This window comes from Aurantiacibacter odishensis (assembly GCF_003605195.1).
GTDB lineage: Bacteria > Pseudomonadota > Alphaproteobacteria > Sphingomonadales > Sphingomonadaceae > Alteraurantiacibacter > Alteraurantiacibacter odishensis.
Window position 1 is genome coordinate 144,188 of record NZ_QYOS01000023.1, and the last position, 24,314, is coordinate 168,501.

At 64.1% G+C, this 24,314-nt stretch carries 30 protein-coding genes; 14 read left to right on the forward strand and 16 right to left on the reverse strand.

Features of this window, described 5'->3' with window-relative positions; genetic code table 11:
* The first annotated feature begins 34 nt into the window (after positions 1-34).
* The 6 genes from dapB (at position 35) to D4Q51_RS07830 (ending at position 4,712) form a co-directional block, all read left to right on the forward strand.
* Complete coding sequence (gene dapB / locus D4Q51_RS07805; RefSeq protein ID WP_120077189.1) at positions 35-766, forward strand: 4-hydroxy-tetrahydrodipicolinate reductase; 732 nt, start codon at positions 35-37, stop codon at positions 764-766.
* A gap of 24 nt (positions 767-790) precedes the next feature.
* Positions 791-1,948, forward strand: coding sequence for a M48 family metallopeptidase (locus tag D4Q51_RS07810; protein WP_120077190.1), 1,158 nt, complete (start codon positions 791-793; stop codon positions 1,946-1,948).
* A 102-nt stretch (positions 1,949-2,050) separates the two neighbouring features.
* Positions 2,051-2,902 (forward strand): ion transporter, encoded by an 852-nt coding sequence (locus tag D4Q51_RS07815; RefSeq protein WP_162925221.1) that lies wholly within the window; start codon positions 2,051-2,053, stop codon positions 2,900-2,902.
* Positions 2,903-2,912: 10 nt separating this feature from the next.
* Positions 2,913-3,563 carry an endonuclease III gene (gene nth, locus D4Q51_RS07820; protein WP_120077192.1) on the forward strand — a complete coding sequence of 217 codons (651 nt, stop codon included), beginning with the start codon at positions 2,913-2,915 and terminating at the stop codon, positions 3,561-3,563.
* Positions 3,564-3,634: 71 nt separating this feature from the next.
* Complete coding sequence (locus D4Q51_RS07825) at positions 3,635-4,405, forward strand: DUF2189 domain-containing protein (protein WP_120077193.1); 771 nt, start codon at positions 3,635-3,637, stop codon at positions 4,403-4,405.
* Between the two features lie 103 nt (positions 4,406-4,508).
* The gene (locus D4Q51_RS07830) at positions 4,509-4,712 is read left to right on the forward strand and encodes an LPXTG cell wall anchor domain-containing protein (protein WP_162925222.1); all 204 of its coding nucleotides are present in this window, start codon (positions 4,509-4,511) and stop codon (positions 4,710-4,712) included.
* 15 nt (positions 4,713-4,727) lie between these two features.
* On the opposite strand, the gene D4Q51_RS07835 is transcribed toward D4Q51_RS07830, so the two are convergent.
* From D4Q51_RS07835 to D4Q51_RS07850, 4 genes are read right to left on the reverse strand one after another with little or no spacing between them, the layout of a single operon-like run.
* Entirely contained in the window at positions 4,728-5,126 is a 399-nt protein-coding gene (locus D4Q51_RS07835; protein ID WP_120077195.1) for a GFA family protein, read from the reverse strand.
* Positions 5,127-5,135: 9 nt separating this feature from the next.
* A complete protein-coding gene (locus tag D4Q51_RS07840; protein ID WP_120077196.1) occupies positions 5,136-6,371 on the reverse strand; it encodes a dicarboxylate/amino acid:cation symporter in 1,236 nt (411 codons plus the stop codon).
* On the reverse strand, positions 6,368-7,552 hold the full coding sequence (gene dapE / locus D4Q51_RS07845) for a succinyl-diaminopimelate desuccinylase (protein WP_240624623.1): 1,185 nt from the start codon (positions 7,550-7,552) through the stop codon (positions 6,368-6,370). Before dapE ends, D4Q51_RS07840 begins: the two co-directional genes overlap by 4 nt.
* Positions 7,549-8,214 carry a glutathione S-transferase family protein gene (locus D4Q51_RS07850; RefSeq protein ID WP_120077198.1) on the reverse strand — a complete coding sequence of 222 codons (666 nt, stop codon included), beginning with the start codon at positions 8,212-8,214 and terminating at the stop codon, positions 7,549-7,551. Before D4Q51_RS07850 ends, dapE begins: the two co-directional genes overlap by 4 nt.
* Positions 8,215-8,412: 198 nt before the next feature.
* Here D4Q51_RS07850 and D4Q51_RS07855 point away from each other — a divergent pair, with 198 nt between their 5' ends.
* Complete coding sequence (locus D4Q51_RS07855; protein ID WP_162925223.1) at positions 8,413-10,731, forward strand: EAL domain-containing protein; 2,319 nt, start codon at positions 8,413-8,415, stop codon at positions 10,729-10,731.
* A 185-nt stretch (positions 10,732-10,916) separates the two neighbouring features.
* On the opposite strand, the gene yihA is transcribed toward D4Q51_RS07855, so the two are convergent.
* The 5 genes from yihA to rpmH form a co-directional block, all read right to left on the reverse strand.
* Complete coding sequence (gene yihA, locus D4Q51_RS07860; protein WP_120077200.1) at positions 10,917-11,558, reverse strand: ribosome biogenesis GTP-binding protein YihA/YsxC; 642 nt, start codon at positions 11,556-11,558, stop codon at positions 10,917-10,919.
* Entirely contained in the window at positions 11,555-13,306 is a 1,752-nt protein-coding gene (yidC, locus tag D4Q51_RS07865) for a membrane protein insertase YidC (protein ID WP_120077201.1), read from the reverse strand. Before yidC ends, yihA begins: the two co-directional genes overlap by 4 nt.
* 17 nt (positions 13,307-13,323) lie before the next feature.
* A complete protein-coding gene (yidD, locus tag D4Q51_RS07870; RefSeq protein WP_120077202.1) occupies positions 13,324-13,557 on the reverse strand; it encodes a membrane protein insertion efficiency factor YidD in 234 nt (77 codons plus the stop codon).
* Positions 13,554-13,934, reverse strand: a complete 381-nt coding sequence (gene rnpA / locus D4Q51_RS07875) for a ribonuclease P protein component (protein WP_120077203.1) — start codon at positions 13,932-13,934, stop codon at positions 13,554-13,556. The genes yidD and rnpA overlap by 4 nt, the downstream gene beginning before the upstream one ends.
* Positions 13,935-14,093: 159 nt before the next feature.
* Positions 14,094-14,228 carry a 50S ribosomal protein L34 gene (gene rpmH, locus D4Q51_RS07880; protein ID WP_120077204.1) on the reverse strand — a complete coding sequence of 45 codons (135 nt, stop codon included), beginning with the start codon at positions 14,226-14,228 and terminating at the stop codon, positions 14,094-14,096.
* Positions 14,229-14,491: 263 nt separating this feature from the next.
* Here rpmH and D4Q51_RS07885 point away from each other — a divergent pair, with 263 nt between their 5' ends.
* The 4 genes from D4Q51_RS07885 to D4Q51_RS07900 all read left to right on the forward strand — a co-directional run bounded on the left by D4Q51_RS07885 (position 14,492) and on the right by D4Q51_RS07900 (position 17,870).
* Entirely contained in the window at positions 14,492-15,988 is a 1,497-nt protein-coding gene (locus tag D4Q51_RS07885; RefSeq protein ID WP_120077205.1) for a YifB family Mg chelatase-like AAA ATPase, read from the forward strand.
* Positions 15,989-16,032: 44 nt separating this feature from the next.
* Positions 16,033-16,596, forward strand: a complete 564-nt coding sequence (locus tag D4Q51_RS07890) for a manganese efflux pump MntP (RefSeq protein WP_120077206.1) — start codon at positions 16,033-16,035, stop codon at positions 16,594-16,596.
* A 35-nt stretch (positions 16,597-16,631) separates the two neighbouring features.
* Complete coding sequence (locus tag D4Q51_RS07895; protein ID WP_120077207.1) at positions 16,632-17,120, forward strand: MgtC/SapB family protein; 489 nt, start codon at positions 16,632-16,634, stop codon at positions 17,118-17,120.
* 78 nt (positions 17,121-17,198) lie between these two features.
* A complete protein-coding gene (locus tag D4Q51_RS07900) occupies positions 17,199-17,870 on the forward strand; it encodes a cyclic nucleotide-binding domain-containing protein (RefSeq protein ID WP_120077208.1) in 672 nt (223 codons plus the stop codon).
* Between the two features lie 3 nt (positions 17,871-17,873).
* Here D4Q51_RS07900 and D4Q51_RS07905 read toward each other — a convergent pair whose 3' ends face one another.
* Together D4Q51_RS07905 and D4Q51_RS07910 are read right to left on the reverse strand one after the other, a co-directional pair.
* Positions 17,874-18,134: a hypothetical protein gene (locus tag D4Q51_RS07905; protein WP_338068464.1), complete on the reverse strand. Its 261-nt coding sequence runs from the start codon at positions 18,132-18,134 to the stop codon at positions 17,874-17,876.
* Between the two features lie 53 nt (positions 18,135-18,187).
* The gene (locus D4Q51_RS07910; protein WP_120077210.1) at positions 18,188-18,709 is read right to left on the reverse strand and encodes a winged helix-turn-helix transcriptional regulator; all 522 of its coding nucleotides are present in this window, start codon (positions 18,707-18,709) and stop codon (positions 18,188-18,190) included.
* Between the two features lie 154 nt (positions 18,710-18,863).
* Here D4Q51_RS07910 and D4Q51_RS07915 point away from each other — a divergent pair, with 154 nt between their 5' ends.
* Complete coding sequence (locus tag D4Q51_RS07915; RefSeq protein ID WP_162925224.1) at positions 18,864-19,175, forward strand: CC_3452 family protein; 312 nt, start codon at positions 18,864-18,866, stop codon at positions 19,173-19,175.
* A 75-nt stretch (positions 19,176-19,250) separates the two neighbouring features.
* Here the strand turns inward: D4Q51_RS07915 and D4Q51_RS07920 are convergent, their stop codons facing one another.
* From D4Q51_RS07920 to galE, 3 genes are all read right to left on the reverse strand, one after another.
* Entirely contained in the window at positions 19,251-19,877 is a 627-nt protein-coding gene (locus D4Q51_RS07920) for an HAD family hydrolase (RefSeq protein WP_120077212.1), read from the reverse strand.
* Between the two features lie 69 nt (positions 19,878-19,946).
* A complete protein-coding gene (ykgO, locus tag D4Q51_RS07925) occupies positions 19,947-20,072 on the reverse strand; it encodes a type B 50S ribosomal protein L36 (protein ID WP_007165381.1) in 126 nt (41 codons plus the stop codon).
* A gap of 106 nt (positions 20,073-20,178) precedes the next feature.
* Positions 20,179-21,180: a UDP-glucose 4-epimerase GalE gene (galE, locus tag D4Q51_RS07930; protein ID WP_120077213.1), complete on the reverse strand. Its 1,002-nt coding sequence runs from the start codon at positions 21,178-21,180 to the stop codon at positions 20,179-20,181.
* 90 nt (positions 21,181-21,270) lie between these two features.
* Between galE and D4Q51_RS07935 the strand changes: the two genes are divergently transcribed.
* Complete coding sequence (locus tag D4Q51_RS07935) at positions 21,271-21,879, forward strand: DUF4136 domain-containing protein (protein WP_120077214.1); 609 nt, start codon at positions 21,271-21,273, stop codon at positions 21,877-21,879.
* On the forward strand, positions 21,876-23,015 hold the full coding sequence (locus tag D4Q51_RS07940) for a M14 family metallopeptidase (protein WP_120077215.1): 1,140 nt from the start codon (positions 21,876-21,878) through the stop codon (positions 23,013-23,015). Before D4Q51_RS07935 ends, D4Q51_RS07940 begins: the two co-directional genes overlap by 4 nt.
* A 4-nt stretch (positions 23,016-23,019) precedes the next feature.
* Here D4Q51_RS07940 and D4Q51_RS07945 read toward each other — a convergent pair whose 3' ends face one another.
* Together D4Q51_RS07945 and D4Q51_RS07950 are read right to left on the reverse strand one after the other, a co-directional pair.
* Positions 23,020-23,682 (reverse strand): glycoside hydrolase family 25 protein, encoded by a 663-nt coding sequence (locus D4Q51_RS07945; RefSeq protein WP_240624625.1) that lies wholly within the window; start codon positions 23,680-23,682, stop codon positions 23,020-23,022.
* A gap of 75 nt (positions 23,683-23,757) precedes the next feature.
* Complete coding sequence (locus D4Q51_RS07950; protein ID WP_120077217.1) at positions 23,758-24,249, reverse strand: UPF0262 family protein; 492 nt, start codon at positions 24,247-24,249, stop codon at positions 23,758-23,760.
* Positions 24,250-24,314 lie beyond the last annotated feature (65 nt).

Below are 24,314 nucleotides of genomic sequence, written 5' to 3' on the forward strand. Positions count from 1 at the left end.
ACGCGCATGAAGCACACAACCAACAGGAGTATCAATGGCACGTATCGGGATCATCGGCAGCGAGGGGCGCATGGGACAGGCCATCGCGCAGGTACTGGCGAGCGGAGAGCACGAGGGGTCGGGCGGGGTCGACAAGGGACAGAGCCCGGTCGAACTGGCGAAGGCGAGCGACGTGCTGGTCGATTTCTCCGCTCCCGTCGCACTGGCGGAGAATCTTGCCGCCGCGCAGGGCGCGGGCATCCCCATGCTGATCGGCACCACCGGCCTGGGTGAGCGGGAGCATGGCGCGATCGACGCTGCCGCGCAGCACGTTCCTGTCCTGCAAACCGGCAACACTTCGCTCGGCGTCACGCTGCTCGCCCACCTCGTACACGAGGCCGCGGCGCGGCTGGGGCCGGACTGGGATATCGAGGTGCTGGAGATGCACCACCGCATGAAGGTGGACGCCCCCTCGGGTACCGCCCTCTTGCTCGGAGAAGCGGCGGCGGAGGCGCGCGGCATCGAGCTTGCCGAAAACTCCGAAAGCGGGCGCGACGGGCATACCGGCGAGCGGGCCGAGGGCGCGATCGGCTTTGCGGCGCTGCGCGGCGGCACCGTGGCGGGCGAGCACTCGGTGATCTTTGCGGGAGAGCAGGAACGCATCACGCTCAGCCATTCGGCGGAAAACCGCATGATCTTCGCGCGCGGCGCGGTGAAGGGCGCGGCCTGGCTGATCGGCAAGCCGCCGGGGCGCTATTCGATGAAGGACGTTCTGGGGCTGGACTAGCAGCCCCGGTCGGGAGGGGAAAACATGACGGCAGGCACGGTAGCGAGCGAGACAAGGGCCTGGATCGACACCTTGAGCGCCGAGGATCTGGCGCTGGCGCGCGATTACACCACCGGCAACCACTGGCTGATCCTGGTCGGCCTGCTGGTTTCCGCAATCGCAACGTGGTTCATCGTGCGAAGCGGCGTGCTGGACAAGCTCGCCGCCCGGCTGGGCAAGCGGGGCTTTGCCCTGCGCACCTTTCTGATCGCGGCGGTGTTCATCGTCATCGATACGCTGATCGTGCTGCCCTATTCCATCTACAGTGGCTGGTGGCGCGAGACGCAGTACGGCCGCACCAGCCAGCCGCTGGGCGATTACCTTGCGCAAAGCGGCATTTCGCTGGTGCTGACCGCACTGCTGGGCGGGCTGTTCCTGCTCGGCGTCTACTGGCTGATCCGCAGGACCGGGCGCTGGTGGTGGGCCTGGGGCGGCGCGCTGGTCGCATCGGGTGTCGCTTTCATGCTGCTCTTGAGCCCCGTGCTGATCGAGCCGCTGTTCAACCGCTACGAACCCATTCCCGAAGGCGAGGTGCGCGATGCCGTGCTGGAGCTGGCGACAGAAGCCGGCGTGCCGGAAGACCGCGTATTCATGTTCGACGGGTCGCGCCAGTCGAACAATTTCACCGCCAACGTCTCGGGCGTCGGCAGCAATGCCCGCATCGCCATATCTGACGTGGCAATGGACGAGGCATCGCTGGACGAGGTGAAAGCCGTGACCGGACACGAGATCGGCCACTACGTGCTGGGTCACGTCTGGCGCACGATCATCGTCCTCAGCCTGCTGGCGGTCGCGGTCTTTTGGCTGACCGCTCGGCTCTATCCGTGGTTTGCGCGAAAGTTCGGCACCGATGCGGACCTGTCGGACCCGCGCGGCCTGCCGGTGTTCACGTTCGTGCTGAGCCTGCTGCTCATCCTTGCCCAGCCGATCACCAACACCATGACGCGGGTGGGAGAGCGCGAGGCCGATACCTATTCGCTCACCCATGTCGGCCTGCCCGATGCCCTATCCGGCGCGCTCATCAAGACCGCCGAATACCGCTATCCGTTGGCGGGGCCGGTGGAGGAGGCGCTGCTCTACACCCATCCCACGGTGGAGAACCGCATCCGCGCGGCGATGGAATGGAAGGCCGCCAACAGGTGATCGATTGCCCAGCCTCCGCGTGGTGGGGGCGACAGGCGGCACAAACCGTGGCAGGATAGCCCTCACCTTGCATGGACGAGTGGAAGGGGGACCATGGGGGACTTGCGCAAGAAGCTGCACAATGAACTGTTCGTCGGCGCCCACCCTGACGGGCGGCTGACGATCACGAACAAGCTACTGGTGCTGGTAATCCTGCTGGCCGTGGGGGCAGCCGCGCTGGCAACCGAGCCAACCCTCTCGCCGCGCTGGCACGATGCGCTGGTCATGGCCGAGCTGGTGTTCGGCGTCGTCTTCCTGCTCGAATACCTCGCGCGCATCTATGCTGCGGCGGATCAGCCCGGCGAAGACGGCGCATGGAAGAAGCGGTGGCGTTTCATCCGGTCTCCGCTCGGCCTGATCGACCTTGTCGTGGTCGTCTCCACCCTGATGCCGCTGGTCACGGCCAATGCGGCCATGCTGCGCACGGTGCGCCTGCTGCGCGTCTTCGCGGTGATGAAGTTCGGGCGGTTCAGCAAGGCGTTGAAAGAGGTTTGGGGGGCAGTTTCGGACAGGGCGGACGATCTCATCGTGACCATGGCGCTGGCGGGCGTACTGCTGCTGTTCGGCGCGACCGCGCTCTACCTGACGGAAGGCGAGCTCCAGCCCGAGGAGTTCGGCTCCATCCCGCGCGCGCTGTGGTGGTCGGTCATCACGCTCACCACGGTGGGCTATGGCGATGCCGCGCCCATCACGGCGCTCGGCAAGGTTTTCGCCTCCATGGTCGCGCTGTCGGGCATCGCGCTGGTGGCCATGCCGACGGGCATCATCGCCGCCGCCTTTTCCGAGGCCATGCAGCGCCGCCGCGACCAGCGGATCGAGGAGATGCGCCAGCACCTCGAACGGCTGGACGAAGTGGACGAAGCGGTGGAAGCGAAGCTTGCCGCGCTTGAACGCACGCGCAATCCGGGGCCATGACCGCAGCCGCATGACCAAGGACCAAATCTTCGAATTCTTCCGCCGTCTGGCGGAGGACAATCCCGAGCCGGAAACAGAGCTGGAATACGGCAACGCCTACCAGCTCGTCGTCGCCGTGGCGTTATCCGCGCAGGCGACCGACGTGGGCGTGAACAAGGCCACCCGCGCGCTGTTCGCCAAGGTGGAAACGCCCGAACAGATGCTGGAACTGGGCCTCGATGGACTGATCGAGCACATCAAGACCATCGGCCTGTTCAATTCCAAGGCGAAGAACGTCATAGCGCTCTCGCAACTGCTGGTGGACGAATACGACAGCAACGTGCCCGATACCCGCGAAGACCTCGTCCGCCTGCCCGGCGTGGGGCGAAAGACGGCCAACGTGGTGCTCAACTGCTGGTTCAGGCAGGAAACCTTCGCAGTCGACACCCATATCCTGCGCGTCGGCAATCGCACAGGCCTCGCCAAGGGCAAGACGCCGGAACAGGTCGAGGCCAAGCTGGAAAAGCGCGTGCCGCAACCCTTCCGCCTGCACGCCCATCACTGGCTGATCCTGCACGGGCGTTACGTGTGCAAGGCGCGCACGCCGGAATGCTGGCGCTGCAAGGTCGTGGACCTGTGCAGCTACCGGAAGAAGGTACTGGAGAAGCCCAAGGGGCGATAGGCGCGCAAATTTGATCTGGCGCATGGTCTCCGCCCCTCCCCCGCGCCATGAAAGGTCCGGGGAGGATTACCATGGCAACACATCCGGCAAATGCGGCGCCGATCGTCGCTGACAAACTGACCGCCGCAGACCTGCGCGCGGCATTGTCCGCTGGCCTTCGAGATTTCCTGGCCTGCCCGCTCTATGGCCTTTTCTTCGGCGCGATCTACGTCGTGACGGGCCTGGCCGTTGCCTACGCCCTGTTCTGGCGTGGTGAAGCGGGCTGGCTGGTGCCCGTGACGGCAGGCTTTCCGCTGATCGCGCCCTTTGCGGCCGTCGGCCTTTATGAAGTCAGCCGCCGCCGCGAACTGGGCGAGCCTATTGGCTGGGGTTCGGTGTTTGGCGCGCTGCGCGGCCGCGGGGACGAGCAACTGCTGATGATGGGCGGTTTCGTTTTCGTCGCCTTCAGCTTCTGGGTGATCATCGCCCACGCCATCTTTTCCATCTTCATGGCCGAGAGCATGGGAGGGGAATCGCTAGCCGTCTTCCAGACGCAGGCGGGCCTGTGGATGCTGGCGGTGGGGACGGCGGTCGGCGCACTGCTGGCCTGGGGCTTCTACTGCATCACCGTGATCAGCCTGCCGATGCTGGTGGACCGCGACGTCGATTTCATCACCGCCATCATCGCCAGCATCCGCGTGGTACGCGCCAACACCGGCGTGATGCTCGCCTGGGCAATGATCATCGCAGCCAGCCTGTTCGCCGCGATGATACCGCTGTTCATCGGCCTGCTGATCGTTCTGCCGGTGCTCGGCCATGCGACATGGCACCTTTACCGAAGGACGATCACGGCGTCGCCCTGACCATTGCGCCCACGGGCGCTCTGGGAACAATGCCGGAACCCGAACGTTATCAGACCGTTAGCCGCAAACCGAAATGACGGCTCCGCCGTCGGAAGGTAGCATCATGACCGAGACCGGCCTCGTATCGTCACTCAATATCGTAACCCTTGTCGCAATCCTTGTGATTGCTGCGGGTCTCTTCCTCTATTTCTTGCGCAAGCGATCCAATCGCCATCCCATGGACACGCCAGAGGGCAAGGAGGCGGAGGAAATGCGCCGTCAGGAAGCAGAGGAAGAGCGCAAGGAAGAAGGGCGACCGAAGATTTGACCGACGCGGTGCGCGCTAGAGCGTCTCCGCCTCGCGCACGTAACCGAATTCTCCCGCGCCTTGCCAGTTGCGCCCATCTGGATAGCGTAGCTCCACTCCGGCGAGGTCGGCAGGCTCGGCCAGCAGCATGTTCACGCCCATCATGGTGTTGCCGTGCGCGGCGATGGCGCTTTCAGTCAGCACGAAATGGGTGGTGGCCCCGCAGTTGGTGCAGGAATGCACTTCCGCGGCTGGCCTGTTCTTGTCCGTTCGGCGATAGCCCTTCGTGGAACCCGTGACCTGCACCTGATCGGGGTGGAAATAACTCCACCGCGCACCGGTCTTGGCGCACAGCGTGCAGTTGCAAGCGTGAACGAAGTCGGGCCTGTCCGACACGGTGATGCGAATATCGCCGCAAAGGCAATCCAGGGTCAACGGTCGTTCCTACACATCGTCTGCACTGATCATTTCCTCGCGGTCGATATCATCGGTGAGGCTGGCGACCGTGGTTGCCACCGCCGCGTCACCCGAAACGTTGGTGGTGGTGCGCATCATGTCCATGATCCGGTCCACGCCTGCCACAAAAGCGATCGTTTCCAGCGGCACGCCGACCGCGCCGAACACCAGCGCCATCATGATAAGACCCGCACCCGGAATGCCCGCCGCGCCCACGGCGCCCAGCGTGCCAAGGATGGAAATCATGAAGTAGTCGCCCCACGACAGGTCCACCCCAAAGATCTGCGCGCCGAACAGGGTGGCGAGGCCTAGATACATGGCCGTGCCGTTCATGTTGATTGTCGCGCCCAGCGAAATCACGAAGCTGGCGACCGAGTTGCTGATGCCCAGGTTCCTCTCCGCACAGCGCAGGGTGACGGGCAGCGTGGCGTTGGAACTGGCAGTGGAATAGCTCACCGCGATGGCATCCACGATGCCGCGGAAGAAATCGCGCACCGGCAGGCGGGCGATGAACTTGATCATGCCCGAATAGATGAGAAGGATGATGAGCAGGCAACCGAGGTAGTTCAGGAACACCAGCTTGCCGAGCGCGGCCAACGCCTCCAGCCCCAGCGTGCCTGCCACCCAGGCCATCAGCGCGAAAACGCCGAACGGGGTGAGTTCCATTACCACCATCGTCACCTTCTGCATGACGATGGAGCCGCTATCGAAGACCTTGAGAACGGGTTCGCCCTGCTCCTTCGCCATCAGGATGCCGATACCCAGCAGCAGCGAGAAGATGATCAGCGGCAGCACGTTGACGTCCGCCATCACCTGCACCGGGCTTTGCGGCACCATGCCCAGCAGCATCTCGCGCCAGGTCGTCTCGTTGGGTTCGGGCACCGCGCCCATCTCGATGGAGGAGGTGTCCACCCCCGCTCCCGGCGCGATCACGGTGCCCAGGAACAGGCCCAGCCACACGGCCATCTGCCCCGTCACCACGAACAGCAGCAGCGCGCGCCAGCCGATGCGGCCCAGCTTGCGGATGTCCCCGATGGAGGCGACGCCCGCCACCAGGCTGAAGAAGATCAGCGGCACTACCAGCATCTTGATGAAGGCGACGAAGATATCGCCGATGATCTTGATGCTTTCCGCACCCGGCCCCCACATGCGCCCGGCGATGATGCCAAGGATCAGGGCAGCGATAACCCGCTGCCACAGCGGAATGGCAAGCCAGCGTTTCATGTAGGCGAATTCTCCTTGGTCGCCGGGACGGGGGCCGCAAGCGCGGCCGTTGCGACACGGCGGTAGATTGCCGTGAGCGTGGCGAGATCGTCAACCGCCACGGCCTCGTCGGTCTTGTGCATGGTTGCGTTGACGAGCCCGAACTCGATCACCGGACACAGGTCCTTCAGGAACCGCGCGTCCGACGTGCCGCCGGTGGTGGACGGCTCGGGATCGATGCCCGTCTCCGCCTTTACCGCATCGGCAATCATCTGCGAGAACGCGCCGGGCGGCGTCAGGAACGGTTCGCCGCTGATCACGGGTCGCGCGGTGCCGCCGTGCTTTTCGGCAACGGCAATCACTTTCTCGGACAGCGAGGCGCCGGAATGCTGATCGTTGAAACGGATGGAGATGCGCGCCGTCGCCTTGCCGGGGATCACGTTGTGCGCGCGGTTGGGCACGTCGAATTCGGTAATCTCGAGATTGCTGGGCTGGAACCAGTCGGTGCCGGCGTCCAGCTCCAGCGCATCCAGCTCTGCCAGGATGGCGACCATCTTGGGCATCGGGTTGTCGGCTAAATGCGGGTAGGCGACGTGGCCCTGCGTGCCCTCCACCTCCAGCCAGATGTTCACCGAACCCCGCCGCCCGATCTTCATCATGTCGCCCAGCCGGTTCACGCTCGTCGGCTCACCGACAAGGCACAGGTCCGGGATGTCGCCGCGTGTCCGCATCCGGTCGATCAGGGCGCGGGTGCCGTGCAGCGCCGGGCCTTCCTCGTCGCCGGTGATGACGAAGCTGAGCGTGCCCGCATCTGTCGGAATTTCGGCGACGGCGGCGACCATGCAGGCGATCGCGCCCTTCATGTCCACCGCGCCGCGTCCGTAGAGCAGGTCGCCGCCCGGTTCGCTGCGGATTTCGGGGCCGAACGGCGCGCTCGACCACCCCTCGCCCGGCGGCACCACGTCGACGTGGCCCGCAAAGGCGAAGTGCGGCGATCCTGCCGGGCCGCGACGGATGGCAAACAGGTTCTCGACCGGCTCCTCGTCGCTGCCCTCCGGCCCTTCGCCGCGGGTAAAGCGGTCCACCTCGAAGCCGAGGCCAACGAGCATTTCCTCGAGCATGTCGAATACTGGCCCGCGCGCCGGCGTCACGCTTTCGCAGGCGATCAGGTGGCGGGCGTTGGCGAGCGGATCAGCACTCACGATTGGCTGCCCACCTCGAACTGGGAAATCGTCCATTCCTCTGCCATTGCGGCCTCCACCCATTGCTGCATCCAGTCATGCTCCCACAGCGCCTGCATGTAGGCCTGGGCGAAGCCGGGCACGCCGATGCCGTAGGTGATGAAGCGGCTGGCGATGGGCGCGTAGAAGATGTCCGCCGCGCTGAACGTCCCGAACAGGAACGGACCGCCCTTGCCGAAGCGGGCGCGCGCCTCTGCCCACAGGCCCAGGATACGCACGATGTTCGCCTTGCAATCGTCAGTCAGGTCCACCGCCACGCGGGCGCGGATGTTCATCGGGCAATTGCGCCTCAGCGGCAGGTAGGAGGAGTGCATCTCCGCCACCATCGCCCGCGCCATGCCGCGCGCGGCGTCGTCCTTCGGCCAGAACCTGTCGCGGCCCACCTTGTCTGCCAGGTATTCGAGAATGGCGAGACTGTCCCACACCACCACGTCACCATCCCACAGCACCGGCACCTTGCCAGCCGAGGGCTGGAATTCACCGCCCTGGGTCTTCATCGCCTGCCAGTCGTCACCGTCGATATGGACAGTCAGCTCCTCGAACGAGAGGCCGCTCTGCTTCGCCGCCAACCAGCCGCGCAGCGACCAGCTGGAATAGTTCTTGTTACCGATGATCAGCTTCATAGGCGTTTGGTTTCCCTGTCTGATGCGGGGCCTACCGGTTCAGCCTGAAGCTGTCGAGCCTGAACGCCGCGCTTGCCCCGGCGAGATCGCGGCTGGCGCAAAATTCCAAATCAAAGGCTTTGTCTTGCCGGTTTGTTAACCATCCTCTGGCAGGAGGTTGAATGCCGCAAACTGGATCGGCGCGACGAAAGGGCAGGAGTGGTCGAGAAGACCTCGAAAACCGGGCATAAGGCCAAGTGGCTCGAACGGGTCCGCCACGTAGCGTGGGCGGGCCTGATCGCGCTGGTGCTGCACGTGCTTACCCTTTTCGTTCCACTCGACCAACTCGGTTGGACCATCCAGTCGCGTGCCGTTTCGGAGCCCGCTTCGGGCGATATCGTGTTCGTCGGCACCATGACGGATCTCTCCGACCCCGAAGAACCCTTCGGGCGTCGGCAGCTCGCCGATTTTGTCGACCGGCTCGATGCTGCCGGGGCGAAAGCGATCTACATCGACATCACGTTCGAACAGGCCTCCGATCCGGCAACCGACCGCCGCCTGAACGAAAGCCTTCGCAACTTCTCGGGCGACAGCTTCATGAGCCTGCCGCTTCGTTCCGGGCTCGACGGAGAACTTCGCTTGGTCGGCAATGCGCCTGAAGTGGCAGAGGGAGTGGGCGAAGTCGCGGCAGATACGTGGATGAACATTGCCGGTTTTACCTGGGACATGCCTTACGAGGTTACATCCGGAGGCCGCACCCTTCCCAATCTCGCCGCCCATCTCGCCGGCGACACAAAGCCTGTCGGGACAAGGCATCCGGTCAGCTACGTATTTTCACGCAGCTCTATTCCGACATACCGCTTTGCTGATCTGCAAACGGCCAGTGCGGACCTTTCAGAGTTCGCCGGCAAATCCGTCGTCATAGGCGAAGCTGGTCTCGGACAGGCAGCGGGGCGCAACATTCCGGGGCATATCTCGGTTCCTGCATCAATTGTCTCGATCTACGGGGCGGAGACGCTGAAGGCAGGGTACACGCAATTCATAAACGGACTGCTGGTTCTGATAGCGACGTTCGCTGCCCTGCTGCTGACCAGCACCTTTACGAGGCAAGGGCTGCGCTACGCGGCATACGCAATCATTGTCACCGCGATCCCGGCTGCTCTCATGGCAAGCGCCGTGGTGGCAGTCAGGATGAGCGTAGCCGATGCACTGGTGCTCCTGATCGTCTTTGGCGCTTACCGTGCGCGCACTTCCATGCGGCGCAAGCTGCGGCTTGTCGATCCGGATACGAACCTGCCGACTTTCGCCGCGCTGGAAGCCGAAAAGGACATCAGCGAGAACGTGCCGGCGATCATCGTTGCGAGAATCCATCGATTCGAAGAGGTGCGCCGCACCCTGCCTGTCGAACTGCATGCCGAATACACGCTGGCGATCACCGGCAGGCTGAGTGCGGCAACGCAGGAGGCCAAGATCTATATCGGCCAGGGTCACATGATCGCCTGGACGATGCACGAAAAAGATCCGGCCCTTTTGCGCGAACACCTGGAGGGCCTGCGCGCATTGTTCGCCTCTCCGCTGAAGGTGAGTGATGAGCAGGTCGACGTAGGCATTACCTTTGGCATCGATATCGCCCCCAGCCCCAATGTCGCGCGTCGCCTCGCTTCCGCGGTCGCTGTCGCAGAGAAGACCAACGAGACTTTCGAGCCGATCTGCATTGCAGACTCCGCATCACAGGAAGACCTCATCTGGAACATCTCGCTACAGGCGCGGATCGATGCCGCGCTCAGCAACGGCGAGATCTACCTGGCTTTCCAGCCCAAGATCATGGTGCAGACGGGTGAGATCGTGGGAGCCGAAGCGCTGGTGCGCTGGAAAGATCCGGTGAAGGGTCACATCCCGCCCGACTTCTTCATCCGCCAGTGCGAGACGGCAGGCCGGATGAGCCAGCTCACCCGGTTCGTGCTGGAAGAAGCCTGCAAGGCTGGCAACGCCTTCGAGAAAGAGGGGCTGGTATTGCCGATCGCCGTCAACATTTCGGCCACCCTGCTGCACGAGCGTTCGATTGTCTCAATGGTATCCGACGTGCTGGACCGGCACGCCTACGACCCGCGTCGCCTGACGCTGGAAATCACCGAAACCTTCCGCATCTCCAACCTCGACCTCGCGGCCGAGATTCTCGGCGAATTGAAAGCACTGGGCGCGAAAATCTCGATGGACGATTTCGGCGTCGGCGCTGCCAGCCTCGAAGCATTGCTGAAATTGCCCTTCTCCGAACTCAAGATCGACCGAATGTTCATTGCGCCGATGATCACTGATGCGAAGGCATTGGGGATCGTTAAGAACATCCTCCAGATGGGCCGCGATCTGCGAATCATCGTTGTTGCAGAGGGGGTTGAAGACGCCGGAACGTTAACCCTTTTGCGTGATTCCGGTTGCATCGTAGCCCAGGGATTTGCGATTTCCCGACCCGTCCGTTTCGAGAAAATCCTGCAATATCATAAGGCTAAGGAAATAGGCAGGTTAAAAAATATGGTTTAAACTTTACAAACATTGTTGGTTAATGCACGAATCACCTGACGCAACAGGAGATTTGTCATGGGTCGTAGTATTTGGGACTGGCTCTTCGGCGGCCGCAGCGGCTAAGCTGAAACCAGCATACAGAGTAAAAAAGGCGCCCTCGCGGCGCCTTTTTTTGTGTCTGCAATGCGAGGCGTAGTCGCTCGTCAGGCGCGGATATCGCTCAGGATGGCGGCGCGCAGTTCTTCCAGGCCCATGCCTTTCTCGGAACTCGTCGCGTGAATCTGCGGATAGGCCGCAGGATGCTTGCGCGCCTCTGCTTCCACCTTGGCCCGCACCGTTTCCAGTTCGCTCGCCTTCACCTTGTCCGCCTTGGTCAGGACGATGCGATAGCCGACGGCCGCCTCGTCGAGCATGGTCATCATGTCGCGGTCGGTATCTTTCAGGCCGTGACGCGAGTCCACCAGCACCAGCGTACGCTTCAGCGGCACGCGTCCGCGCAGAAAAGTGCGGACCAGCTTGCGCCAATTCTCCACCACCTTCAGCGGCGCCTTGGCAAAGCCGTAGCCGGGCATGTCGACGAAGCGGAACTGCGTGGGATCACCCACTTCGAAGAAGTTCAGTTCCTGCGTGCGCCCCGGCGTGACAGAGGTGCGCGCAATCGCCTTACGGCCCGTAAGCGCGTTGATCAGCGAGCTCTTGCCAACATTCGAACGCCCGGCAAAGGCGACCTCAGGGTAGTCCGGGTCGGGCAGGTGCTTCAATTGCGGCGCGGAGAGCAAGAACTCCACGCGGCCGGAAAACAGCCTGCTCGCCTCTTTCGCCAGCTCTTCCTGTTCGGGCGTCACCCTTCTTCTGCCTTCTTGCGTTCGTGCTCGCGCTCCTTCGCCTCGCGCTCCTTCGCCATCTGCGCCTTCAGCTCCGGATTACGCGAGTAGAGATACCACTGCTGCGCCAGCGTGAGGATGTTGTTGCTGATCCAGTAGAGCAGCAGGCCGGCGGCGAACGGGGCCATCACGAACATCAGGATCCACGGCATCAGCATGAAGATCTGCTGCTGCATCGGGTCCATCGCGGCAGGGTTCAGCTTGAACTGCAGCCACATGGTGAAGCCGAGCAGTACCGCCAGTACGCCGATGGCGAGGAAGCCCGGAGGATCGAATGGCAGTAGTCCGAACAGGTTGAGGATCGTCGCGGGATCGGGCGCGGAAAGGTCGCGCAGCCAGCCGAAGAACGGCTCATGCCGCATCTCGATCGCCAGCAACAGCACCTTGTAGAGCGCGAAGAAGATGGGGATCTGCACGAAGATCGGCAGGCAGCCTGCCAGCGGATTGACCTTCTCTTCCTTGTAGAGCTTCGCCATCTCCTGCTGCAGTTGCTGCTTGTCGTCCTTGTAGCGTTCCTGCAGCGCTTTCATCTTCGGCTGCACGGCGCGCATCTGCGCCATCGAGTGAAACTGCTTTTGCGCGATGGGAAACAGCAGCAGTCGGATGATCAGCGTGAGGCAGATGATCGCCACGCCGAAATTGCCGACCAGCCCGAACAGGAAGATCAGCACCTGCCACATCGGCCAGGCGATGAAGCGGAACCAGCCCCAGTCGATGGCGAGGCCGAAGCGCTCGATCCCCTGGTCCTCGTACTGGTCCAGCACGGCGCTTTCCTTGGCCCCTGCAAACAGGCGCGTGGTGCGCGACACGGTCTCGCCCGCGGGCACGGTGACGGCGTCGTAGATCAGGTCGGCGCGGAAGGTGTCGGCACCGGTGGAGCGGAACGTGCCTTCAGCCGCGCTGGCATCGTCGGCCACCAGTGCACTCATCCAGTAGATATCGGTAAAGCCCAGCCACTGCGTGCTGCCGCTGAGATTGACGGGCCCTTCCTCGGCCACTTCGTCATAATCCCAGTCGAAGTTCACACTCCCGTTGCCCTCGGCAATCGGGCCGGAGTGCACGGTGAAGGTGCTGGGGCTGGCATTAGCGCTGGTGCGGCTGACGAAGGCATAGGGACGCAGCGCGATCGAGCCGTCGCCGGTGTTGGCGACGCTTTGCGTGACATCGAACATGTAGTGCTCGTCCACGCGGAAGGTCAGACGGAACTCCTGGCCCTGGCCGTTGTCCCAGGCGAGCGTGACGGGCGTTTCCTGCGTAAGCTGGCCACCTTCGACAACCTGCCAGGGGGTCTGCGCATCGGGCACCGAAACACCCTCACCCACCCAGCCAAACTGGGCGAACTGCTGGATATCGGTGCCGCCCGGCGCGAACAGGCGAATCGGGCCGCTGTCTTCCTCCACTGTCTGGCGGTGGGTCTTGAGCGTGATGTCGTCCACCCGCGCACCGACGGGGTTGATCGAGCCAGCGATTTCCGGCGCATCGATGGCCACGCGGCCCGTCGTCGCCAGTTCGGTGTCGAGGTCGCGAACGATCGGCGCATCGGGCGTGATCTCGCCGTCCACGCGGGCTACCGGCGCATCCTCGCGGCTCGCCATGTTTGCGGGCGCTTCTTCCGGTTCCGGATAATAGGTCCGCATCACGAAATCGAAGCCGAACAGCAGGATCGCGCTCAGCACGACGGCGATGATAAGGTTACGCTGGTTGTCCAAGTGATTTTCCGTCGCGTCTAATCGTTGTGCGGCGCGCCGCGTTCAGGAACAGGATCGTGGCCATGTCCCCCCCAGGGTTGGCAGCGCAATATACGCTTGATGGCGAACCATCCACCCCTGATTGCACCATGTTTCTCCAGCGCCTCTATCGCGTACTGGCTGCACGATGGCTGGAAGCGACAGGTGGGTGGCAGAATGCGGCTTGGGCCAAGCTGCCAACCGCGCGCAATCAGGATGAGAATGCGCTTCATCGCGGCTTCTGCTTATTGCCGCGGCGTGGGCGGCGGGCCGGATCGCCCTTCCCTTCGCGTGCGGCTTCAAGGGCATAGCCGAGTTCCACGCCCATCTGCGCGAAATCGCGCTCGACCCCGCCCTCGCGTCCGATCAGCACGTGATCGTGATCGGGCAGGCCGTGTTCGGGCAAGGCAGCGCGCAGCAATTCGCGGAAACGGCGCTTCATCCGGTTGCGCACAACGGCATTGCCGATCTTCTTGGTGACGGTGATGCCGTAGCGAACACCCTGCCCTTCATTCGGGCGCGTCAACAGCACGAAACCGGGCCGCGCATTGCGCAGCCCCCGATTCGCCGCGAGAAAATCCGCGCGTCTGGTGAGGACGGAAATCGTCATGGTGTATTAGATAGGGATAACACCCGCCCCCGGGAAGATGGCAGGCACGAAAACGGGCTCCGAAAGGAGCCCGCAAGGCCAAATGGCCGCCCGCAGCGGGCGCAGCTTGCCTGCGCGCCTAGCGAGGACGCTCGCCCGGAGGGGCGAGCGGAGAGCGAATCAAGCAGACAGCTTCTTGCGACCGCGACGACGGCGGTTGCGCAGCACCTTGCGGCCACCCGGGGTAGCCTTGCGGGCGAAGAAACCGTGGCGACGGGCACGCACGAGGTTGCTCGGCTGGAAAGTGCGCTTCATGGTACAAACCTTCAAAAGTCAGAACAAAAAGGGCCGCCAATCGAGAGGCGGCCTCACATGGAGCGCGCGCTTACTGAAGGACCGGCACCGAGTCAAGGTTCGCAAGCGGGACATGAGCCTTGCCCGTTACCGCCCATTGGCAGCCTCATAGCCTGCTCCGCTGAAATTTCACCAGAGGAAGATATTGCCAACGGGTTCGCACCCTGCGCCTCTCGACATGGCGGCCAAGCGCGCTATCACGTTCTGAAATTGGGGGTTTTCACGTGGTCGCTTTAGTACAGACGGTTGCCTACCTTGGCCTCGACGCGCGCAAGGTGGAAGTGCAGTGTCAGCTTGCGGCCGGGATGCCGCGCTTCACCGTGGTCGGTCTGCCGGACAAGGCCGTGGCCGAAAGCAGGGAGCGGGTGCAGTCCGCGCTTGCCGCCATGGGCCTGTCGCTGCCGCCCAAGCGGATCACCATCAACCTCTCGCCTGCGGACCTGCCGAAAGAGGGCAGCCATTACGACTTGCCCATCGCGCTCGCGCTGCTGGGTGCAATGGGCGTGGTGGATGCAGAGGAACTCAGCGAGTGGCTGGCCGTGGGCGAGCTGGCTCTCGATGGCCGCGTTGTCGCCTCGCCCGGCGTGCTGCTGGCCGCGCTCCACGCCAGCGAGAGCGATCTCGGCCTGATCTGCCCGGCGACGCAAGGTCCGGAGGCGCGCTGGGCCAGCGGCGTGCGCGTGTGCGCCGCGCCCAACCTGGTGGACCTGCTGGCGCATCTTTCGGGCAAGACGCAGTTGCCACAGCCGCAGCCTGGCGAAGTGGATGACGATCACCACGGGCCGGACCTGAAACAGGTGAAAGGCCAGGAAACCGCGAAGCGCGCGCTGGAGATCGCCGCGGCAGGCGGTCACAATCTCTTGATGAATGGCCCACCCGGTGCGGGCAAGAGCCTGCTCGCAAGCTGCCTGCCGGGCATTCTGCCGCCGCTCTCTCCGCCCGAAGCGCTGGAAGTCAGCATGGTGCAATCGGTGGCGGGCCTGCTGGAGGGCGGGCGCATCAGCCGCACCCGTCCCTTCCGCGCGCCACACCAGTCGGCCAGCATGGCAGCGCTGACGGGCGGCGGCTTGCGCGTGCGCCCCGGCGAAGTGAGCCTCGCGCACCTCGGCGTACTGTTCCTCGACGAACTGCCCGAATTCCAGCGCGCCGTGCTCGATTCGCTGCGCCAGCCGCTGGAGACCGGAAAGGTGGACGTGGCGCGCGCGAATGCCCACGTCGCGTACCCGGCGCGGGTGCAACTGGTGGCGGCGATGAACCCGTGCCGCTGCGGACATCTGGGCGATCCCGCGCTGGCGTGCAGCCGTGCACCGAAATGCGCGGTGGATTACCAGTCCAAGGTTTCCGGCCCAATGCTCGACCGGATCGACCTGCACGTGGAGGTCGATCCCGTAAGCGCCGCCGATCTTGCCCTGCCCCCGCCTGCCGAGGGCAGCGCAGAAGTCGCCTCCCGCGTCGCCGCAGCGCGCGCGGTGCAGGTGGCGCGCGGCGTGCGGTCCAACGCCGAACTGGAAGGCGAGGCGCTGGAGAACTACGCCCGCCCCGACGAGGCGGGCAGAACGCTGCTGATGCAGGCGGCGGAGAGGATGCGCCTGTCCGCCCGCGCCTATACCCGGATGCTGCGCGTGGCGCGCACCATTGCGGACCTTGCAGGGGCACGTGAGGTGGGGCGCATCCACGTGGCGGAAGCGCTCAGCTACCGCAGGCAGGCACCACGCGCATAAGGCAAGGCTTGCACCTGCCGCTGTGAACGGCAAAGGCGCGGCGCATGATCGCTGTCCTCATACTTGCCCTGGCCCTCGCCATGGATGCCTTCGCCGTCGCGCTGGTGCGCGGTGCGGCTGGTCCGCACTCGGGCTGGCGGGCGCTGGAGACGGGCCTTGCCTTCGGCGTCGCGCAAGGGGTGATGCCACTGGTCGGCTGGGGGCTTGGTGCGCTGTTCGCCGGTTGGCTTGAGGCCGTCGATCACTGGGTGGCATTCGTCCTGCTCTCGTTCCTCGGCTACCGCATGATCCGCGAAGGGCTTGATCCGGATGACGCGGAAGATGCAGCGGAGATCTCGGGCAGGTCGCATTTCGCAGCCTTGCTCGTTGCCGCCGTTGCCACGTCCATCGATGCCGCTGCTGCCGGTCTCACGCTCGACCTGTTCGGCCCGCCGGTCCTGCTGTCGTGCCTCGTGATCGGCCTTGTCACGCTGGCCCTGTGCGCCCCTGCCTACTGGTTTGCCGCCCGCATCGGGCCGGCGCTGGGCAAGAAGGCGGAGATTGTCGGCGGCGCGGTGCTCATCGGCCTCGGCGTGAAAATCCTCGCCGATCACACCGGATGGCTTTGAGAGAAACCTTCGCACGCGCCGGTCATTGATGCCGCATGAGTGAATTTGGCGGCCCCGACACCCTCACCTGGACACAGGTCTTCGTTCGCCTGGCAGCGGCTGCTCTGCTGCCGTTCCTGATCGGGCTGGAGCGATTCCTGCGCAAGAAGCCGATCGACTTTCGGCCCTTCGTCATCATCGCCGTCGGCGCAGCGGGGCTGGTGATGGCCTCTATCGAACTGCTGCACTCCACCGCCGATCCGCAGTCGCGCATCGACCCGACGCGCGTGGTGGAAGGCGTGATTACCGGCATCGGCTTCCTGGGTGCAGGGGCCATGTTCCGGCAGGGGAACTTCGTGCAGGGCGCAGGCTCCGCAGCCTCGATCTGGACGGCTGGCGCGATCGGCCTTGCCTGTGGCATGGGCGAGGTCTGGCTGGGCGCGATCATGGCGGCGCTGGTGCTGTTGCTGCTGATCGCCAGCGGCCCGTTCACGGCCAAGTGGGACTCGACTTCGCTGGATGAAGGTGCCGGGGAAAGCGATTGACGAGCCTCGCGTCGCGGCGCACCTTGTGATGCCGTAAGGCGGCGCGACAGGGGGTGCCGCTCGCACAGGGAGGGGCCGATGGACCTGTTCGACGCTGCAATCCTGCTCCACGCCGGGGCGGTGGTCTACGTGATCGCATTCCTTTTCCGCGACGAGGCGCTGATCCGGGGCTTCTCCGTGCTCGGGACGCTGCTCTACATGGGATACTATTTCTGGTACCCGCCCGAGCCGCTGTGGGACCCGATCATCACCAGCACGATCTTCCTCGCCGCCAACGTGGTGGTGATCTTCATGATCCTGCTGGAGCGGACGACCTTCCAGATGAGCGACGACGAGAAGCGCCTGTTCGCCGGCTTCGACACGCTGACGCCGGGCGAATTCCGCAGGCTGCTGAAACTGGCGGAATGGCACGATTCCGACGGAAGCCAGGTGCTCACCGAAGCGGGCAAGAAACCGGAGAAGCTTCACTACGTCCTCGATGGCGACGTGCTGATCGAGAAGGACGGCACGACCTTCCCGATGAGCGAGGGACGTTTCATCGGAGAGATCGGCTATGTACTGGGCGAAGCGGCGACAGGCACCGTGCGCGCGCCGGAAGGGACGCGCTATGTCTCCTGGAACGTGGCCGACCTCACGCGCCTCTCGCACAGGAAGCCCGCTATCGGTATCGCCCTATCTGCGCTGCTGGGAGAGGACCTTGCGCGCAAACTGGCCACCAGCGTACACGCCAGCGCCGTGGCGGCCACCTGACCGTCAATCGGATTGCGCCACGAACCAGTCCGCATAGGGCGTGTTCCTGGCGAGGTGCCGGTTGAAGTCGGGCGCGCCGTCGTTCCACCACACGGGGCCGCGTTCGCCCAATTCTTCCTTGGCCGCCTGCACCCTGTCGCGGGCCTTGCGCAAAGCAGTGTTGTCACCCTTTGCATCGCGGACGGCGCGGCGTGCGTCCATCAATTCGTCGACAAGCGCCTGCCGCTTCTGTTCGGGCAATGCGGGATTGCTGGCGCGCCACAATCGCCCGCGCACCACGATGTAGCGGCCATCCGGCGTCTTGAGAGGCGGTGCGCTCAGCAGGAACCTTCGGGTTCGTCAGGAAAGCCGCTCTTGACGTAGGCACCGTCGTGGCGGTCCACCGGCTGGCCGATCTTGTCGGGCGTCTGCCAGCCGAGTTCGTGCCAGCTCAGTTCGCGGCCGTCCTTTGCGCGGATCGTGATCGGCTGCACGGGCTGGCCGTCGCGGCAGTCCACCAGCACGAGGTTGGGCGTGATATCCTCGACGTATCGCTCCCCCCACTGGCGCAGCGCCAGCATGGCGGGCAGCAGGCCGAGGCCCTTCTCCGTCAGGCGGTATTCGATCTTGCGCCGATCCGCCTCGCACGGGGTTCGCACGAGAACGCCGTTCTCCACCAGCTTGGCCAGCCTGTTCGACAGGATATTGCGGGCAATGCCCAGTTCCTGCGAGAACTCCTCGAAATGGCAGAGGCCGTTGAAAGCCGCGCGAAGGATAAGGAACGACCAGCGTTCTCCCATCACTTCAAGAGCATGCGGCAGGCCGCAACCCATTTCTCTCAGCGGTTCTCTGATGCCCATTAAGAATCCTGTAGTCCCTTGCGTGTCGTACAGCGAAACGCGGGAATGCCAAAATATTTGCGAGAAGGGTTGCGTTATGAAACCTAGGCATCTAGGTGGCGATTTGCAACTAGTTGCTGATCGAAACGCATATTCTCTCGATAGGAGCCATGCAATGACCCGTCTCGTTTCCTCGGCGATGCTCGCCGCCCTCGCCGTATCCGCCACGCTGACCCCTGCCTCGATCCAAGCGCGCACGGGCGCCTCGTTCTACACTGTGGGACTGGCCCAGCCTGCCAGCGATGACGAGGTTATTGCAGGCGGAGTGCTGTTCCGCTGCGAAGGCACCACCTGCACGGCCCCGCGCAGCCGCGACCGGGACCTGCGCGTTTGCAGCGAACTGCGTCGCGAAGTGGGCACCATCGCCAGCTTCAATGCGGGTGGCACGATGCTTTCCGATCAGCACCTCGCGCGGTGCAACGGCTGACACCTTCTCCGCCCGCTCTCTCCATCAGGGCGGATACTCAGCAAGGCCTCGGCAGGCGACTGCCGGGGCCTTTTTCTATCGCGGTGGCAAGAGGTTCAGCGCCGATAGTTCGGCTTCCAGACCGTCCGCCCCTGTGAACACATGGCCGTGCCAGCCGCGCGCCTTTGCGGCGGCGATGTTCTCGGGCTTGTCGTCGATGAAGAACAGGTTCGATGGCGGCAGCCCGAAGCGATCCTCGGCAATCGCGTAGATCGCGGGATCGGGCTTGGCGACATTCTCGTGGCCGGAAACGACGATATTGCGAAACCCCCCGAACACGGGCTGGTTCGCGATGAATTCGGGCCAGAAATCGGCGCCGAAATTGCTGAGGCCGAACAGCGGCACGCCCGCCGCTTTCAGCCGCACGATGATATCCAGCGTGCCGGGAATGTGCTCGGGATAGGTTTCGGCAAAGCGCGTGGCATAGGCCTCGATCAGCGCGGCGTGCTCGGGAAAGCGGGCGATCCGCTCGGGCACCATTTCGGACAGCGGACGGCCCTCGTCCTGCTGGTGGTGCCACTGCTCTGTCACGACATTGGCGAGGAACCAGTCCAGTTCCGCCGGATCGTCGATCAGCTTGGCGAAAAGATAGCGCAGGTCCCAGCGAATGATGACGCGCCCAATGTCGAAAACGACGGCAGTAGGTTTGTTTGTGTCAGACATGCAAAAAGCCCCCGTGGTGGCGGGGGCTTTGCAAAAGACCGGTGCCGCGTTGCAGCGGCACGGCGTTCATCAGCCCTGGCGGGCCTTGAAGCGACGGTTGGTCTTGTTGATCACGTAGGTGCGACCGCGACGACGAATCACGCGGCAATCGCGATGGCGGTTCTTCAGCGACTTGAGGCTGTTGCGGATCTTCATTGGTCTGTTCCCGAAAAATAATCGGCACCGGAGATAGCCCCCGATGCCGGAAATTCAATGCTGACAAGTTGGCGCGCGGATAATCCGGGCCTTGCCTCGAGTCAACCTATTCCCGTATCTCGTCCAGCTTGCGCTCCCATGCCAGCGCGTGGGTAACGATCTGATCGAGGTCGGCATATTGCGGCTGCCACGGCAGCGTCGCCATGATGCGCGAGGGATCGGAGACGAGCGAATCGGGATCGCCCGCGCGGCGCGGGCCGAGCACGCGGTTGATCTTGCGGTTCGTCACCCGGTCCACCGCGTCCAGCACTTCCAGCACCGAAAAGCCGCGACCGTAACCGCAGTTCATCGTCAGGCTCCGCTCGGGCTGCTCGATCAACGCCTCCAGCGCCAGCACGTGCGCGGCTGCAAGGTCGCTGACGTGAATGTAGTCGCGCACACCCGTGCCATCGGGCGTATCGTAGTCGGTGCCGAACACGCCGACGCTCTCCCGCTTGCCCAGCGCGGCTTCCACCGCGACCTTGATGAGGTGCGTTGCGCCCGCCGTGGACTGTCCGGTGCGGGCCTGCGGATCGGCGCCCGCGACGTTGAAATATCGCAGGGCGCAATAGTTGAGGCCGTGCGCTGCCGCCGTGTCCGCCAGCATCTGCTCCGTCATCAGTTTCGACCAGCCGTAGGGATTGATCGGCTGCTTCGGCGTATCCTCGGTGACGGGCGAAACTTCGGGAATGCCGTAGGTCGCCGCCGTGGAAGAGAAGATCATGTGCGGCACGCCTGCTGTCACGATGGCCTCGATCAGGGCGCGGCTCTTTACCGTGTTGTTCCCGTAATACTTGAGCGGGCTCTCCACACTCTCGGGCACCACCACGCTGCCGGCGAAATGCATGACAGCGCGGGTTCCCTGCTCGGCAAAGATGCGCGCCAGCAGTTCCGCGTTCGCGATGTCGCCTTCGTAGAAGGGCACGTCGTCCGGCACGGCAAAGCGGAAGCCGGTCACGAGATTGTCGATCACCGCCACCGGCCAGCCTGCATCGCGCAGGGCGAGGACTGCGTGGCTGCCGATATAACCGGCACCGCCGGTGACGAGAACGGGGACTTTGTTGGCCATCGCCGCGCGGTTAGCACGTTTGCGTGAAACGACAATAAACCTTGCGCCAGCTTGTAGGCACCTTTTGCCGGGCCTAAGCGTTGATGCACCATGAGAAAGCCCGCCCCCCTCCTGTCCACCCTGGCACTGGCCGCAGCCGCCGCCCTGATGGGCGGATGCACGACACCGGCCTATGTCTCGCCTGTGGAAGTCACCCGGTTCGTGGGTGACGAGCCTGCGTTCCTTGCCCAAGGCACGGTGCAGATCACGCCAGCATCCGGCATCGATCCCGGCAGCATAGAATACGGCCTCTACGAAGATGCCGTGCGCTTGCAGTTGGAAGATCTTGGATATCGCGTGGTGATGGTGAACGGCGCGCAGGTCGCGCAGGTTTCGCTGGACCAGTACGTGGTCGACGAAGGGCACCGCCGCGGCCCTGTGGACGTCGGCGTTGGCGGATCGACCGGCACCTACGGCTCCGGCGTGGGCCTTGGCGTCGGCATCAACCTTGGCGGACAGCCGGCAGAGCGCGTGGTGCGCGAACTGGCTGTGACGATCCGCGAGAGGGGCGGCGCACAGAACCTATGGGAAGGACGCGCCAGCATGATCGCCACCACCAACAGCGATTATGCCGCCGATGCGGCCGCCGCGCCACGTATGGCCGATGCGCTGTTCGCGGGCTTTCCCGGAAATTCGGGCGAAACAATCGAGGTAGAATGACCCACAACGATATCGTGATCGACGCCGCTTTCGACAGCGGCAACATTGAAGTCGTCTCCATCGACGGCGCCACCGCGCACCTGCGCATCCCCAAGGACCGCAACAGCGAATTCGCGCAGTGGTTCCACTTCCGCGTATCCGGCGCAGCCGGACGGGAACTGGTGCTGAAAATCGATCAGCTGGCCGACAGCGCCTATCCCGAAGGCTGGCCCGGCTACAACGCTTGCGTCTCGGAAGACCGCGCCTACTGGGGCCGCACCGAAAACTCTTACGACAAGAACGCGGGCAACGGCACGCTCACCATCCGATACGTGCCTGCGAACGATGTCGCATGGTTTGCCTATTTCGCGCCGTATTCGATGGAACGGCACAACGACCTCGTCTCCGAGGCCGCGTCCATGCCCGGCGTCGACTATCGCCGCCTTGGCGAGACGCTGGACGGGCGCACCATCGATTGCCTGGAAATGGGCGAAGGCGACAAGCAGGTGTGGTTCTACGCCCGGCAGCACCCCGGCGAATCGATGGCCGAGTGGTGGATGGAAGGCGCACTCGAAGTGCTCACCGACCCCGCCGACGTCGTGGGCCGTGCGCTGCGCCAGAAGTGCCGCCTGCATGTGGTGCCCAACTGCAACCCGGATGGCTCCTTCCGTGGCCACCTGCGGACCAACGCCAATGGCGTGAATCTCAACCGCGAATGGGCCGATCCCAGCGCCGAGCGATCTCCGGAAGTCCTCGCTATTCGCAATGCGATGGACGAAAGCGGCGTCGACTTCGCGATGGATGTGCACGGGGACGAGGCGATTGCCGCCGTGTTCCTCGCAGGGTTCGAGGGCATCCCCTCGTGGACCGACGATCATGGCGAGCGCATGTATCGCTACCAGCGCATCCTCGACCGGCGCACGCCCGATTTCCAGACGAAGAAGGGCTACCCCAAGTCCGCACCCGGCAAGGCCAACCTGACGATCAGCACCAACCAGGTCGCCGAGCGTTACGGTGCTTGCGCGATGACGCTGGAAATGCCGTTCAAGGATAACGACGACTGGCCCGATCCAGATCAGGGCTGGAGCCCGGAACGCTGCAAGCTGCTGGCACGCGAATGCCTTGCCGCACTGGTGGAATGGCTGGACGAGGACTGAACCCCTACGGCTGCACCACCACCCAGCGCAGCGCCGCGCTGCCGGATTCGCCGCGCAGGTAGCTGGTCGCACTCCACAGCGTCCAGGGACGACCGCCGTAATCGGGCTGCACGAAATCGCGTTCCAGCCACAGGTTGCGCTCGATGCGCGTGGCGATGCCGTGTTCGGCCTCGAACTCGGCGCTGATCTTCAGCACCACGGGTTGTCCGGCGTGGCCTTCGACCTGGTTGATGAACGTGGTCAGCTCGCTCTCCAGACCCGCCTCTACGATCGGGTCTCCGCACTCGCTCGCCAGCTTGGAAAGCGCGATGGCAGGAGGCAGCATCTCGGGATCTCGCGGCACGATGGTAACAAAGTTGGCCGCCTGCCGCCCAGCCGGGACGCACGGATCGTAGGTATGGACAACGCCGTGCGGCAGGCCCGCATCGGTCACGGCGGCGAGATTGCGCGGGAACATGGCATCGCGTCCCTCGCTGCCCTGACTGGCCTCGATATAGACAAAGTCGGCACCCGTCGCGCGCAGGGCGTTGAAATCCACCGCGCCGTCTTCAGCGCCGATCAGCGCGCCCTGCATCGGAAATTCCGCGCGGCTGGGCTGCCAGCCCGACGCGCGGAACCACAGCACCGCCGCCAGCCCGACGAGGGCCAGCAACAGCAGCACTTCCACCCAGAAGCGGAGGACGGATTTCTTCTTTTTGCCGATGGTGCGAGCCGATTGTCAGTGTGAAAGGGAGTAGGTGTTTCAGGCCTTGATATGCAGGACGCAGATCAGGGTGAAAAGCCGCCGCGCGGTTTCGAAATCGGTTTCCACCTTGCCTTCCAGCGCATCCAGCAGGTGCCGCGTGCCGCGATCGTGGATGCCCCGCCGGGCCATGTCGATGGTCTCGATCTCCTGCGCAGAGGCGCGGCGCAGCGCCTTGTAGTAGCTGTCGCAGATGGCGAAGTAATCGCGGATCGCGCGGCGCATCCGGGCCATGCCAAGCCCGATGGTGCCCGCCTCGGTCCCGGCGGCATCCTTCAGGTGCCAGGCCAGCATCCCCTCGACCACTTCGAGGTGCACGCGCCACGGCCCCTCGTGGCCGTTGCCGGTTGCGCGCACGGGCTTGAAGAAATTGTCTTCCACCAGGTCGCGCAGCGCCACTTCGCGCTCTTTCTCGATATCTTCGCTGCGCGCGAGCACGGTCGCCTCGTCCAGCGTGATTTCCTCGATACGGTTGGCAGTTTCCTGGTCCATGTGCGGTGCCCTCCTGCCCCAGCCGCGCTTCGCGTTCAATTGCCAATCTGGGGCCGAGAATATTT

Coding starts and splice junctions, on each gene's coding strand:
- dapB (WP_120077189.1), top strand. CDS start 35: ATGGCACGTATCGGGATCATCGGCAGCGAGGGGCGCATGGGACAGGCC.
- D4Q51_RS07810 (WP_120077190.1), top strand. CDS start 791: ATGACGGCAGGCACGGTAGCGAGCGAGACAAGGGCCTGGATCGACACC.
- nth (WP_120077192.1), top strand. CDS start 2,913: ATGACCAAGGACCAAATCTTCGAATTCTTCCGCCGTCTGGCGGAGGAC.
- D4Q51_RS07825 (WP_120077193.1), top strand. CDS start 3,635: ATGGCAACACATCCGGCAAATGCGGCGCCGATCGTCGCTGACAAACTG.
- D4Q51_RS07830 (WP_162925222.1), top strand. CDS start 4,509: ATGACCGAGACCGGCCTCGTATCGTCACTCAATATCGTAACCCTTGTC.
- D4Q51_RS07840 (WP_120077196.1), bottom strand. CDS start 6,371: ATGAAACGCTGGCTTGCCATTCCGCTGTGGCAGCGGGTTATCGCTGCC.
- D4Q51_RS07850 (WP_120077198.1), bottom strand. CDS start 8,214: ATGAAGCTGATCATCGGTAACAAGAACTATTCCAGCTGGTCGCTGCGC.
- yidD (WP_120077202.1), bottom strand. CDS start 13,557: ATGAAGCGCATTCTCATCCTGATTGCGCGCGGTTGGCAGCTTGGCCCA.
- rnpA (WP_120077203.1), bottom strand. CDS start 13,934: ATGACGATTTCCGTCCTCACCAGACGCGCGGATTTTCTCGCGGCGAAT.
- rpmH (WP_120077204.1), bottom strand. CDS start 14,228: ATGAAGCGCACTTTCCAGCCGAGCAACCTCGTGCGTGCCCGTCGCCAC.
- D4Q51_RS07890 (WP_120077206.1), top strand. CDS start 16,033: ATGATCGCTGTCCTCATACTTGCCCTGGCCCTCGCCATGGATGCCTTC.
- D4Q51_RS07895 (WP_120077207.1), top strand. CDS start 16,632: ATGAGTGAATTTGGCGGCCCCGACACCCTCACCTGGACACAGGTCTTC.
- D4Q51_RS07900 (WP_120077208.1), top strand. CDS start 17,199: ATGGACCTGTTCGACGCTGCAATCCTGCTCCACGCCGGGGCGGTGGTC.
- D4Q51_RS07910 (WP_120077210.1), bottom strand. CDS start 18,709: ATGGGCATCAGAGAACCGCTGAGAGAAATGGGTTGCGGCCTGCCGCAT.
- D4Q51_RS07915 (WP_162925224.1), top strand. CDS start 18,864: ATGACCCGTCTCGTTTCCTCGGCGATGCTCGCCGCCCTCGCCGTATCC.
- D4Q51_RS07920 (WP_120077212.1), bottom strand. CDS start 19,877: ATGTCTGACACAAACAAACCTACTGCCGTCGTTTTCGACATTGGGCGC.
- ykgO (WP_007165381.1), bottom strand. CDS start 20,072: ATGAAGATCCGCAACAGCCTCAAGTCGCTGAAGAACCGCCATCGCGAT.
- galE (WP_120077213.1), bottom strand. CDS start 21,180: ATGGCCAACAAAGTCCCCGTTCTCGTCACCGGCGGTGCCGGTTATATC.
- D4Q51_RS07935 (WP_120077214.1), top strand. CDS start 21,271: ATGAGAAAGCCCGCCCCCCTCCTGTCCACCCTGGCACTGGCCGCAGCC.
- D4Q51_RS07940 (WP_120077215.1), top strand. CDS start 21,876: ATGACCCACAACGATATCGTGATCGACGCCGCTTTCGACAGCGGCAAC.
- D4Q51_RS07950 (WP_120077217.1), bottom strand. CDS start 24,249: ATGGACCAGGAAACTGCCAACCGTATCGAGGAAATCACGCTGGACGAG.